The sequence below is a fragment of the Lonsdalea britannica genome (assembly GCF_002111595.1).
Taxonomy (GTDB): Bacteria; Pseudomonadota; Gammaproteobacteria; order Enterobacterales; family Enterobacteriaceae; genus Lonsdalea; species Lonsdalea britannica.
The window spans coordinates 24,557-38,281 of sequence record NZ_LUTN01000020.1; the positions used below are offsets into that span (position 1 = coordinate 24,557).

Sequence of the window (13,725 nt, forward strand, 5' to 3'; positions counted from 1 at the left end):
AGCGTGATTGCCAGCGGTCAGCCCGGACACATCGACCAAATTAAGCAGATGAATGCAGGGGCCGTCTATCGCCTAATCGACAAACTCGGCCCCATTTCCCGCATCGAACTCTCTAAAAAAGCCCAACTCGCCCCTGCCAGTATCACCAAAATTGTCCGCGAACTGATGGAAGCGCATCTGGTTCATGAAACCGAATTTCCCGATGTCGGCAGCCGGGGGCGTCCCGCCGTTGGTCTGATGCTGGAAACGGAGGGGTGGCACTATCTGGCGGTTCGAATCAGTCGTCACACGATGACGCTGGCTTTGCGTGACCTCAGCAGCGCGCTGGTGACGGAGGAAATCCTGCCGTTGCCCAACCAGGATCCCACGCCGTTACTGTCCCGCATTCTGCACGAAGTGGATGCATTCTTTATTCGTCATCAACGGCAGTTAGAAAGGTTAACGGCTATTGCCATTACCTCTCCGGGGATCGTCGATGCGATCACCGGCGTAATTCACCGTATGCCGTTCTTTGATATCCATGAAATGGCGATCGGCCCCGCCTTGTCTGAGCGCATTGGCGTGCCCGTCTATTTGCAGCATGACATTTGCGCCTGGACGATGGCGGAAGCGTTGTTTGGCGCATCGCGGGGTTACCAGAATGTGATTCAAATTGTTATCGATCACAACGTGGGCGCGGGGGTGATTACCGGCGGAAAGATCCTACATGCGGGAAGCCGTAATCTGATAGAAATCGGCCACACTCAGGTCGATCCTTATGGTAAACGCTGCTACTGCGGCAATCATGCTGTCTGGAGACGGTCGCCAGTATCGAGAGTATTTTGGAGTTGGCTCAGCAGCGGCTATCCCAATCCATGAGTTCGATGCTGCACGGCGTACCGCTCACAGCGGAAGCCTTGTGCGACGCTGCGCTGCGGGGTGATCCGCTTGCGAATGATATTATTGTGGATGTCGGGCATAACGTGGGTCGAATCGTGGCGATTATGGTCAATCTGTTCAATCCGGATAAAATTCTGGTGGGGTCGCCGTTGAATCACGCCGCGGATATTCTCTATCCGGCGATTATGGCGTGTATCCACCAACAGTCGCTTCCCGCATACAGTCATAATCTACAAGTGGTCGCCACCGAGTTTTACAATCAGGGCACCATGCCCGGCGCCGCCCTGGTCAAGGATGCGCTATACAACGGATCTCTGTTGGTAAAATTGTTGCAAGGCTGATCGTAAAATCCGCATCTATTCGTTTGTTCGCCCTCCTGAAAAGCAAAATATTGAGCTAACGCAAGCTGGCTGCGCTGGCTATCGCCTAGACTTTTGACTTCGACATTAGATTTTACATTTTTATTTATTTCCCTGGTGGTTCCTTCCGGAGTGGTATCTTCATGTTAAAACGTATTTTCATTACAGGCACGGATACGGCCATTGGTAAAACGGTGGTATCAAAAGCGTTATTGCAGGCGCTGGCGAAGTCTGGCAAAACAGTGGTGGGCTATAAGCTATCGGCAAAGGGTGTATCGAAACGCCGGAAGGGCTGCGTAACAAAGATGCGATGATCCTGCAGGAGGCTTCGAGCCTTTCTCTTCCGTATGATCAAATCAATCCGGTCGCGTTGCCGGAAGACGAGATTAGCGCCAGCGAGCTGACCATCAATTATTGCGCCATGACGGAAGGACTTCAGCAGATCTCCGCGATGGCGGACGCCGTGGTGGTCGAAGGCAGCGGCGGGTGGCGCACGCTGATGAATGATATGCGCACTTACTCAGACTGGGTCATACAAGAGCAGTTGCCGGTCGTCATGGTGGTTGGTATTCAGCTGGGATGTATCAACCATGCGCTGCTGACGTCGCAGGCGATTCTCAACGACGGACTACCGCTGGTTGGATGGGTCGCCAACCGTATCAATCCCGGTCTGGCGAACTATGCCGAAGTCATCAACGCGCTGCGCAGGAAAATCCCGGCGCCGCAGCTGGGCGAGCTGCCGTATCTGCCGCGTCCGGAACAACGCGAACTGTCTTCCTACATCGATCTGTCCGCACTCGAACAGTAACGTTTCGACCGGCGTGCCAGCGCCGGTTCGCTCATCCCTCTCTCACAGACCCGGCGCACGTTGCCGGGTTTTTTGTCCTATCGGTCGAAAGTTAAGCGTTTGTATCAGACTTTGCTATTTTTAACACGTAGCCTGCCGTGACTTCATAAAGTGACGGTTTTCGCCATTCAGTGATTCCCATTATCAAGTGCGAACTCTTTCCTGCAGCGTCATTGGCTGCCCTTTGGCGTCCGTGCTCAGGAGTGTCTGTGTGAATAAAAATTTCCTTGCTTGGTTTAAGTCCGAACAACTTCCCGCTTTTCCCGCAAAAGGGGCGACGCCTAAGCCTGGCGAACACCCTTATACCACGATCAAAGCCGAATTGTTCTCGGCCGACCAAATGGAGCGCTATGGTCGAAAGCTCGCGCGGTCCCACAAGCTGACACAGGAAAATGCGCCGTATTATTTGCTAAAAAATCTGGCGGATCATGAGGCGGTATTGACCCACAGTTGTGACGTGCTCAACGCCAGCGACAAATCGGCGATTACTCCGGCAGGCGAATGGCTGCTTGATAATTTTTACCTGATCGAAGAACACATCCGCGCGTTTTTCAGCATCTGCCGAAAAACTTCGGCAAGGGGCTGCCGCAGCTGGGCGAACCGTTTAATGGCCCGCGCATCTATGACATCGCGACCGAAGCGATCGCCCACGGCGATGGCGGTTTCGATGCTAAAACGCTGATGCGTTACATCGCCGCTTATCAGGAAATTACGCCGCTGACGCTCAGTGAATTGTGGGCGCTGCCCGCGATGCTGCGGCTGGCTATTATCGATAACCTAAGACGCGTGAGCGTAAAAGTAGCGACCGCCCAGCAAGAACGTAATCTCGCCGATGCCTGGGTCGACAAGTTTCTGGAAGGCGCCGAAATCGATCCTTCCAATCTGATTATCGTGATTGCGGATATGGCGCGATCCAACCCGCCGCGTTCGAACTCGTTTGTGGCTGAAATGGTGCGCCGTCTGCGCGGCCACGGCAACATGCTGGCGCTGCCGCTGACCTGGGTTGAGCAACGGCTGGCAGAGGAAGGATTAACGACAGACGCCATGATCCATCGCTTCAATCAGCAGCAGGCGATTAATCAGCTATCGGTGAGCAACAGTATCGCCAGCCTGCGGCAGCTGAGCGAAACGAATTGGCCTGACTTTGCGGAGGCGATGAGTCTGGTTGAACAAAGACTGTTGCAGGACCCCGCGGGCATTTACGCCGCGATGCATTTTGATACCCGAGATCACTATCGTCATACCATCGAAATTCTGTCCCGTCAGTGTCCGTACAGCGAAATCGAGGTGGCGGACGCTGTCCTGGCGATGGCGAAAGCGGCGCCAGAAGGCGGACGGAAACGCCACGTCGGTTACTATCTTGTCGATAAAGGCCGCGCCGCGCTGGAACAGCAACTTCAGGTGCATTATCCGCCGCTCACGCGGTTGCGCCATTGGTTCAATCAGGAGCCGCTTCTTTCGTGGCTGGGCAGCCTGAGCCTGTTGACCACGGCGCTGAGCGCCGACCTGTTATTACGCACCCACGAAGCCGGCATGGGATGGACGCTGTGGCTGATGGCGATCCCCGCCATCATTGTTTTCAGCCAACTGGTGCTGGATCTGCTGGGTGACGCCACCATGCAAACGCGTACGCCAAGTCCGTTGCCGAGACTCGACTTTTCCACGGGCATCCCGTCGGATTCACGGACGCTGGTCGTGGTGCCGTGTCTGCTGAGTAGTCGGGCAAGCGTCGATAAGCTGATCAATAGCCTGGAAGTGTGTTATCTCAGCAACGTTTCTCCCCATCTCTATTTCGCGCTCCTGACCGATTTTCCCGATTCAGCCACCCAAACTCAGCCGTGGCATGATGAATTGCTGTCCTACGCGACCCAGCATATCAAGCGATTGAATCAGCGCTATTCCAATCCGGTGGACGCGTTGTTCTTCCTGCTGCATCGCAATCCGCAGTGGAATGAAAAGCAGGGCGTTTGGATGGGCTACGAGCGCAAGCGCGGCAAGCTTCAGGCCGTGAACCGCTGGCTGCGCCAGCAGAGCAACGAATTCGATACCATCGTCGGCAATCAGAGCCAAACGCTGGACGACATCAAATATGTCATCACGCTGGATAGCGACACCGTGCTGCCGCGCGATGCCGCACACAAGATGGTGGGCGCGATGGCCCATCCGCTTAACCAGCCTGTTTTCGATGTGGATAAAGGGCGCGTAGTGGATGGATACGGCATCCTGCAGCCGCGTCTGGCAGAGGAGATCCCCCGTTACGGACAGAGTCGGTACGCGGCGTTGTCCAGCGCCATTCCGGGCAACGATCCCTATTCCTATATGGCGTCTGATATTTATCAGGATCTGTTTAGCGAAGGTTCCTTCGTCGGTAAGGGGATTTATGACGTTGACACATTTACCCGCGCTAACGAGGGGACTTGTCCGGAAAATCTGGTACTGAGTCACGATCTGCTGGAAGGATGCTATGCCCGATCCGGACTGCTGAGCGATGTGCTGCTGTACGAACAGTACCCCACCTGTTATCTGGCCGATATGGCGCGGCGTACTCGCTGGGTGCGCGGTGACTGGCAGTTGTTAAACTGGCTGGGCATTTATGTGCGGCGGGAAGACCGTCGGCGTGTCGCTAACCTGCTGAGCGGCTTGTCCCGCTGGAAACTGCTGGATAATCTCCGACGGAGTCTGTATTCACCGAGCCTGCTGGTCGTCCTGTTTTGTGCGCTGACGTGGGCGCCCAATCCGGTGAACTGGCTGACCGCCGTCGCGATGGTTCTACTGTTGCCGACCGCGCTGACGTTGATTTATCAGATCATCAGAAAAAACCGGCGGCGCACGTTTTCGCAGCATTTGCGCACTGTGCTCAACGCCGCGTTACAGCGTTTACTGCGCGTGGGAATGAACCTATCGCTATTGCCGTATGAAAGCGTCAATACGCTGCGGGCAATCGGCGTCACGTTGTGGCGTCTGGTGATCAGCAAGCGCCACCTGCAAGATTGGGTGAGTCTGGATGCCGGTCTTGGCCAGCATCTTCTGCGCCGCGTCAACGCGCCGCAACAATACTATCTGGTGATGTGGGCTAATCCGGTCGCGGCGGTGCTACTGATGCTGCTGACGGCCTACTTCAATCCGCTGCTGCAAGTGGTTTCCGTCCCGTTGGGCGTGTTGTGGCTGTCAGCGCCGCGTCTGCTGTGCTGGCTAAGTCGGGAGCCGCAGCGAAAGAAACAGGGGCTAACGGAAGATCAGCGTCGGCGGCTGCGTGAGCATAGCCGTGAAATTTGGCTGTTCTTTGAAACCTTCGTCACGGCTGAAGAAAACTGGCTGCCGCCGGATAACTTTCAGGAGGAGCCGGGACCGATTGTGGCGCGTCGTACTTCGCCGACCAATATCGGCCTGTCGCTGTTGGCGAACCTAACGGCATGGGACTTCGGCTATATCAGTCAGGCCAGCGTGCTCAACCGGACATCGCTGACGCTGGATACGCTCGACAAGATGACGCACTTCCGGGGCCACCTCTTCAACTGGTACAGCACTGACACCCTGACGCCGTTGGCGCCACGCTATATCTCCAGCGTCGACAGCGGCAATCTGGCGGGGCATCTGCTGACGCTTCGTTCAGGATTGGTTGCCATGCGTACGCAGCCGGTCATGGACATGACTCAGATTCTGGCCGGGCTGGACGACACGCTGTCGCTGCTGGAACGCGTTTGGACGCGCGCGCCGGGCGCTTTGAATCAGCTCCGTAAAAAATGGGCATCCGCGCACGACGCGCCGCCATTCCGTTTCGATGCCGAGCTACAGGCGATGCAGGGGATAAGTCATACCTTGGCAGACCTGGCCGCGGCAGAAAGCCATGTGATTCGACGCTGGGCCGAGAGCCTGGATGCGCAGATTAGCGGGATAAGTCAGGAGTGGTCACAGCTATTGGGTTGGATGACGGAAGAGGATCGCGGTGTCTCGACGCTGCCGTCGCTGGTCTGGCTGGCGCAATACTCATCGTCGGTGACGACGGCACACGCTATCTCCATGTCTCCCGCCATCGAATTGGCACGTCAGCGACTGTCGATTCTGGCCGAGCTGGAACAGCGTCTGAGCGACCATGCCAACATGGATTTCCGCTTCCTCTACAACCCGGTAACGCATCTGCTCAGCGTGGGCTACAACTGCGACGCCAACGTCATGGACAGCAGCAGTTATGATCTGCTGCCGTCAGAGGTGCGACTGACCAACTTCGTCGCTGTCTCCGCCAACCAACTGCCGACCAAAAGCTGGTATGCGTTGGGTCGACTGTTTACGGTGATTGATAACGAACCGGCACTGATGTCGTGGAGCGGTTCGATGTTCGAATACCTGATGCCGCAGCTGGTTATGCCGGATTATCCCGGCACGTTGCTGGAGCTGATGAGTCAGTCTGCCGTGAATCGCCAGATCGCGTGGGGAAAAATTCGCGGCGTGCCGTGGGGTATTTCCGAGTCGAGTTATTACGCCTTCGACGTCAACCGCAATTACCAATATCACGCGTTCGGCGTACCCGGTCTGGGGCTGCGGCGTGGTCTGGGCGACGATACGGTCGTCGCGCCCTATGCCACGTTACTGGCCTTGATGATTAACCCTGCCAAAGCCTGCGAGAACCTGGTGACGCTGGAGAATAACGGCGCACGCGGTGAATACGGTTTTTATGAGGCGCTGGACTACACCACGTCACGTCTGGCGCAAGGCCAGTTTTACGCCATCATTCGCTCTTATATGGCGCACCATCAGGGGATGGGGCTGCTGGCGCTGTCTCACGTGCTGCTGGATGCGCCGATGGTGGAGCGTTTCGCCAGTACCCCGATGTTCCAGTCTGCGCGTCTGCTGTTGCAGGAGCGGATGTCTGAGGTGGTAGAGCTGTACCGCCCGCGCCGCCACTTCGAGTCCCATGAAGGAGTGTTGAAACCGGCGAAATACGACATTCGGGAGTTCAAAGATGTCGACAGTCCGATACCGGAAGTCCAACTGCTGTCGAACGCCGATTACCATTTGATGCTGACGCAGGGCGGCGGCGGTTACAGCCGCTGGCGCGATTTGGCGCTGACTCGTTGGCGTCAGGACAGTACCTGCGATAACCGGGGTTCGTTCTGCTATCTGAAGGATACGGCGACTGGCGAAGTGTGGAGCAACACCTGGCAGCCTGTGGCCGGGCAGGAAGGACAACATCGGATTGTGTTTACGGACGCAGGCGCCGAGTTCGTCCGCCTCAATGGCTCGCTGACCGTACATACCCATGTGGTGGTGTCGCCGGAAGATGATATTGAACTGCGTCGTATGACGCTGGTTCATCGCGGTCGTCAGCCCCGCAGCATTGAAATCACCTCTTACGCCGAAGTCGTTCTGGCGCCGGCGGCGAACGATCTCGCGCACCCGGCGTTCAGTAATCTGTTCGTACAGACGGAACTGTTGCCGGAACAGGATGCGATTCTTTGTCATCGCCGTCCGCGCGAGCCGGAAGAAGCCTGTCCGTGGTTATTCCATACGATGGTCGTACACGGTCATAACAGCGGGGAAACGTCTTTCGAAACCGACCGCGCCGCCTTTATCGGCCGGGGTCGTAACGGTGCGACGCCGTTGGCGTTGGAACGGGGCGGCTCGCTCGCCAATAGCGCGGGCGGGGTGCTGGACCCTGTGATGGCGATCCGCCAGCGCATCCAGCTGGAGCCGGGCATTCCCGTCGTGGTCGATCTGGTCTATGGCATCACCGAAGCACGTGACCCGACCATCGCGCTGCTCGAAAAATACCGTGACCGCAATATCGCGGACCGTGTCTTTGAGCTGGCGCGTTCCCACAGTCAAATTGTTCTGCGTCAGCTTAATGCCAACGAGGACGATGCCAGCCTGTTCAACCGTCTGGCGGGCGGCGTGCTGTTCCCGACGCAGGAGCTGCGGGCCGATGCGCATACCATTATGGCGAACCGTCGCGGGCAGTCGGGCCTGTGGGGGAATGCCATTTCCGGCGATTTACCCATCGTCCTACTGTCCGTCAGTAGCAACGTCAATATCGGGATGGTCGCCACGTTGGTTCGGGCACACAGCTACTGGCGTCTGAAAGGGCTGTCGGTCGATCTGGTTATCATCAACGCCGACCTCGGCGGCTATCAGCAGGATCTGCAAAACCAGATCTTGGGCCTGATTTCGGCGGGCGATGCATCCAGCCAGCTGGATAAACCCGGCGGCATCTTCGTGCGCGGCGATATCCACATGTCCACTGAAGATCGCACGCTGCTGATGAGCGCGGCCGCCATCGTGCTGGACGACCGTGGCGACAGCGTGATTGAGCAGCTTAATCAGCGGATGCAAAATACGCTGTCCCTGCAAAAACCGCTGGTTCCGCTTAGCCCCGCACTGCCGGATCGTCATACGCCGTTCGCCCCGGAAGTCAGCCAGTTGCAGTTCTTTAACGGCCTCGGCGGCTTTTCTCCAGATGGACGCGAGTATCACATCGTGCTGAGTGAGGGCGAAAATACGCCTGCGCCGTGGTCCAACGTGATCGCCAACCGGGAATTCGGCACGGTGATTTCAGAAAGCGGTCAGGCCTACACCTGGTACGAAAACGCCCACGAATATCGTCTGACTCCGTGGGAGAACGATCCTGTCAGCGACGCGTCCGGCGAAGCCTTCTATCTGCGCGATGAAGAGAGCGGACAGGTGTGGTCGCCGATGGCGCTGCCGGTCAGGGGACGTGGCGCGTATCGGACACGGCATGGGTTTGGCTACAGCGTGTTTGAGCATCGGGAATCGGGCATCGACAGCGAATTGACCGTGTTTGTCGCAGAAGAAGCGCCGGTCAAACTGTTTATTCTGACGCTGACCAATAAATCCGGGCGAACCCGTAAGCTGTCCGCCACCGGGTATGCCGAGTGGGTGCTGGGCGATTTGCGGTCTAAATCGGCGATGCACATCGTGACGCAGGGAACGCCGGTTGAGCGTGGGTGCTCAATTCTCGCCAAGAACTACTACAGCGGCAATGGTTCAGAGCGAACCGCCTTCTTCGCCGTGACCGGCGCGCATTGCTCTATCTGCGGCGACCGACGCGAGTTTTTAGGACGCAACGGTTCACGCGCGGCGCCTGCGGCGCTCAAACTACGCCGTCTCTCCGACAGAAGCGGCGCGGGTCTTGATCCGTGCGGCGCGGTGCAATCGGCCCTCGCGTTGATCGACGGCGACCAGCGTACGCTGATTTTTGCATTGGGCGTCGGACAGGATACAGGGCAGGCGGAAGCGCTGATGCGGCAATACCTTGGCGAAACCAGTGCACGGAGCGAGCTGGAACGGGTGCAGCAATACTGGCGCGGTATCGTGGGGAAAATGCAGATTGCCACGCCGGACCCGGCCACCAACCTGCTGGCGAATGGCTGGCTGCTTTATCAGACGCTCGCCTGCCGTATCAACGCCCGCAGCGGGTATTACCAGTCCGGCGGGGCATTCGGTTTCCGCGACCAGCTACAGGATTCGCTGGCGCTGACCCATATCGCGCCGGAACGGATGCGCGAGCAGATCCTCCTGTGCGCCTCTCGTCAGTTTATTGAAGGGGATGTTCAGCACTGGTGGCATCCGCCGCAGGGTAACGGCGTGCGCACGCGCTGCTCGGATGATTACCTCTGGCTGCCGCTGGCGATTTGTCATTATGTGGAAGTGACCGGCGATGTTGGTGTCCTGGATCAGCCGGTGCCGTACCTTGAAGGTCGCTTGCTTAACCCCGGCGAAGAGTCGAGCTATGAACAGCCGGGGATCAGCGCTACGGTCGAAACGCTGTGGCAGCACGGCGAACGGGCGGTCGCGAACGGTCTGCGCATGGGACAGCATGGTCTGCCGCTAATAGGCTGCGGCGACTGGAACGACGGTATGAATCTGGTGGGCCTGCAAGGCCGGGGTGAAAGCGTCTGGCTTGGCTTCTTCCTATATACCGTATTGCAGCGCTACGCAACGCTGGCCGATACCCGCGGCCTGGCGGATAAAGCCGATATCTATCGGGATAACGCCGCGACGCTGAAAGAGAATCTGAATACCCACGCCTGGGATGGCGATTGGTATCGTCGCGGCTATTTTGATACCGGCGAAATGCTGGGTTCCCATACCGCCGAAGAGTGCAAAATCGATGCGATTGCGCAAAGCTGGTCGGTCTTGTCCGGCGCGGGCGATGAGGCGTATCGACAGAAAGCCATGAAGGCGCTGGACGAACAGCTAATCGATGATACGAACGGTATCATCAAACTGCTGATGCCTCCGTTCGATGGTCATGGACCTAACCCCGGCTACATTCGCGGCTATCTACCGGGCGTGCGCGAAAACGGAGGACAGTATACGCACGGTGCGATTTGGGCGGTGATGGCCTTTGCAGAAATGGGCAATACCGAACGGGCCTGGGAACTCATGTCGATGATTAACCCGATTAATCACAGTCTGGAACCCGCATCGATGCAGCGCTACAAGGTGGAGCCTTATGTCATTTGCGCAGACATCTATGCGGTCAGCCCCCATAACGGACGCGGTGGCTGGAGCTGGTATACCGGTTCTGCGGGCTGGTCATATCGACTGATCACCGAATCACTGCTGGGGATCACCCGTCATGGCGACAGTTTGTCCGTGGCGCCGCATCTCCCGGCCGACTGGCCGCAGTTGGAGATTCGCTATCAGGAAGGCCGTAGCCAATACGTGATTACCGTAAAACGCGGTGAGCGCGAAGAGCGTGTGACGGTGGATGGACAGGGTATCCCGGGTGGTCTGATTCCGTTACGGGATGACGGTGGATTACATCAGGTCGAGGTTTGGGTTGGCGGGGAGGCGTCAGTCGGACAATAAGCGTGGCGTTAAAAGCGCGTCCCGCGAGAGTCAAACTCGCGGGACGCGGTGGAAGCACAACCTGTGTTATTGCGGGGCGTGCGCCGCAGGCGCGCTTTCCGCAGGGGCTTCACCTTCGGCAAAGCGGGTATAGACGATCTTTTGCGAATCGTTTTCGCAATGACCCACCACTTGTCCACCCGCCTGACCTACCTGATCGTTAGGAACGATATCCAGCTTGAAGCCGGATTCCGGTACGCCGTTTTGGACGATTTTGTGTGAGATAGCATCACGAACGCTTTCACAAGATGCCTGTGCGGCCAGGGGGGCAATCACGAAAAGCGCGGCAGTTAACATTATCGTTTTTTTCATTTCATCACCTTTGTTCAAAGAAACCTAACGACTGCCCGGCTGGATGCCGGGACAAGGGTCGGGACTCTCTACAAGCGTAGACGAAAAGTTACGGCATGACAGTGCGCCCGGTACGACGGTCAAGGCAGCGGGACGTATTCGGCTCCCAATAGGCGTTGACGTTGGCGCTGGTCGTGCATCGCTCTCTGCCGTCAATCGCGTTTGCCGTTTTATCGAACTCTTTTTCAACCCGCTGATTTACTTTCTTGCGGAGTCGCTGGGTTTCATTCCACTGTTCCTGGCTCTGGCGAGCCGCTTCCTTGGATAATGCGCTGTTGCCGTTATCCACAATGATGTGATCCGTCTGCGCCTGAGCCGTCTGCCAACTCGCCGCGGCCAGCAACAGTGACAGTGGAATAACAAAACGCAGTGCTGATTGATATGACGTCGTATTCATTTTTCACCCTGAATTCGGTATGTGCCAACGCGATTCTCGCCGTGATGCCAAAACATTAACGTTGTAAATGACAACGAAACTATAACCGACCCGCCATTCACGTCAATCGCACATGGTTAGACTGCGTTAATACCCATGCAAACTATACTGATATTGTCGACAGCGACTTGCGCTGCCATTTCTTGGTTTCAGGAGGGTTGATGAGTACTAAAGAAATATTTCCCTACGCAGGTTCGTCTTTCGTGATCACGTTCAATCCGCAGCTCGTCATTAAAAACACCTATTCAACAGAGGGCGATAAGGTGACCGCCGAATTCATGACGGGAGATATGGCGGGAACAATCATGACGATCCCGTTCCAATGGGAGTCATTGCCGGACGATTATTTTCTGATCGCCTGGCAGGAGGAAGACAAGTCGACGGTCGTTCATTGCGATAATTTTGTGAAAAAAACCTCGCGCGCGTTTTACACGATGATGGATGGCAGCTTCTACGTCATGAAGGGGGAAATATGTTAAAACGTTGGTCGTATCGTCGTGGGGTTCTGTTGCCCCTGTTACTTGGTTCCGGCTTGTGTCAGGCGCAGAGCGCGGATAAAAACAGTACGATTCGTTATTGGAGTGTATGGGTTGATAAGGCGGGGATTTCCCATCAGGCGAAGTGCGAGTTGGATACGCTCAAACTAGAGCAATTCAGCGCGAAGGGCGATCCCGAATGGGTGTCTCAGCATGATCTGCCCACGTCGCGCTACGTCTTCAACATCATGCCGGTCGGTTGGGTGGGCCCTTGGCATAAAAACCCGTCGCCGCAGTGGATTATTCCGCTATCAGGGCGTTGGTTTGTCGAGACGATGGATGGCAATCGGATAGAAATGGGGCCGGGGGAAATGTCTTTTGGCTATGACAAAAATGCCGGGACGTTTGGCAAAAGAGTGGGGCATATTTCGGGAGCGGTGGGTAAAGAACCGGCCAAGGTCATGGTGGTTCAGGTGACGTCGGCGCTTGACAACCCCTCAGATGAACGATGTCCGGCCGGAGGCGTCAGCCTGTCGTCAGGCTGATTTTCTTGAGTTCTTTGGGGGCGCCGCGCGTCGGTCATGTGAAAAAGGGAAGGGATCGTGACGATCGCCTTCCCTTTTTATGCGAACCCGAGGTTCACGACAACGTCGGTTACTCGTCGCGATAGACCTTCAGCCCCGCGTAGGTCTGGCTCACCGGCATCATTTCCATCGTATTGATATTGACGTGTTCCGGCAGCGTCGCCACCCAGAAGACCGCCTCAGCGATATCTTCCGGCAGCAGCGGATTGGTTTTGTCGTAGGTCTGCTGCACCTTGTCTTCGTTGCCTTTAAAGCGAATGCCGGAGAATTCCGTGCCGCCCACCAGCCCGGGCTCCAGATTGGTCACGCGCACTCGGCTGCCGTACAGGTCTGCGCGCAGTCCCAGACTGAACTGACGGACGAATGCTTTCGTCGCGCCGTAGACGTTGCCGCCAGCATAGGGCCAATTCCCGGCGGTGGAACCGATATTGATAATGTGACCGGCGTTCTTATTCACCATTTCCGGCAACAGGGCGCGGGTTACGAAGACCAAGCCTTTGTTATTGGTATCGATCATGGTTTCCCAGTCGTTGACGTAGGCTTGATGCGCAGGTTCCAACCCAAGCGCCAGCCCGGCGTTGTTCACCAGCACGTCAATCTTGCGCCACGCAGCGGGCAGGGAGGTAATAGCCTGATCGATCGACTTCTGGTGGCGTACGTCCAGACGCAGCGTATGCAGCGAATCGCCAAACTCTTCTTTCAACACATCCAGACGTTCTTGACGGCGGCCGCAGGCGATAACCCGATGGCCTTCCTTGATGAAACGACGGGTTATTGCTTCACCAAATCCAGCGGTGGCTCCAGTAACAAAAATAATCATGTCAGTTCCTCTTTACTGCGCGATGGTCATTCCAATCATGGTCGATAGGGGCGATATTTCAACTCAGGGCTAAAAACTGAGGGCAAAGACGGGCGAATTCGGATT

The 13,725-nt window shown here is 56.7% G+C and carries 5 protein-coding genes and 3 pseudogenes; 5 read left to right on the forward strand and 3 right to left on the reverse strand.

Features of this window, described 5'->3' with window-relative positions; translation table 11 throughout:
• Positions 1-3 precede the first annotated feature (3 nt).
• From mlc to AU509_RS15130, 3 pseudogenes are all read left to right on the forward strand, one after another.
• Positions 4-1,220 (forward strand): annotated as a pseudogene (gene mlc, locus AU509_RS15120) (sugar metabolism global transcriptional regulator Mlc).
• 161 nt (positions 1,221-1,381) lie between these two features.
• Positions 1,382-2,046, forward strand: a pseudogene (gene bioD / locus AU509_RS15125) (dethiobiotin synthase).
• Between the two features lie 250 nt (positions 2,047-2,296).
• Positions 2,297-10,914, forward strand: a pseudogene (locus AU509_RS15130) (GH36-type glycosyl hydrolase domain-containing protein).
• Between the two features lie 66 nt (positions 10,915-10,980).
• Here the strand turns inward: AU509_RS15130 and AU509_RS15135 are convergent.
• Both AU509_RS15135 and AU509_RS15140 read right to left on the reverse strand, forming a co-directional pair.
• Complete coding sequence (locus AU509_RS15135; RefSeq protein WP_094118730.1) at positions 10,981-11,265, reverse strand: DUF1161 domain-containing protein; 285 nt, start codon at positions 11,263-11,265, stop codon at positions 10,981-10,983.
• Positions 11,266-11,353: 88 nt separating this feature from the next.
• Positions 11,354-11,701 (reverse strand): DUF1283 family protein, encoded by a 348-nt coding sequence (locus tag AU509_RS15140; RefSeq protein WP_085653641.1) that lies wholly within the window; start codon positions 11,699-11,701, stop codon positions 11,354-11,356.
• 200 nt (positions 11,702-11,901) lie between these two features.
• Here AU509_RS15140 and AU509_RS15145 point away from each other — a divergent pair, with 200 nt between their 5' ends.
• Together AU509_RS15145 and AU509_RS15150 are read left to right on the forward strand one after the other, a co-directional pair.
• Positions 11,902-12,219 (forward strand): MoaF-related domain-containing protein, encoded by a 318-nt coding sequence (locus tag AU509_RS15145; protein ID WP_085653640.1) that lies wholly within the window; start codon positions 11,902-11,904, stop codon positions 12,217-12,219.
• The gene (locus AU509_RS15150; protein ID WP_208640013.1) at positions 12,213-12,761 is read left to right on the forward strand and encodes a cupin domain-containing protein; all 549 of its coding nucleotides are present in this window, start codon (positions 12,213-12,215) and stop codon (positions 12,759-12,761) included. Before AU509_RS15145 ends, AU509_RS15150 begins: the two co-directional genes overlap by 7 nt.
• Positions 12,762-12,870: 109 nt before the next feature.
• On the opposite strand, the gene ydfG is transcribed toward AU509_RS15150, so the two are convergent.
• A complete protein-coding gene (ydfG, locus tag AU509_RS15155) occupies positions 12,871-13,620 on the reverse strand; it encodes a bifunctional NADP-dependent 3-hydroxy acid dehydrogenase/3-hydroxypropionate dehydrogenase YdfG (protein WP_085653639.1) in 750 nt (249 codons plus the stop codon).
• Between the last annotated feature and the right edge of the window lie 105 nt (positions 13,621-13,725).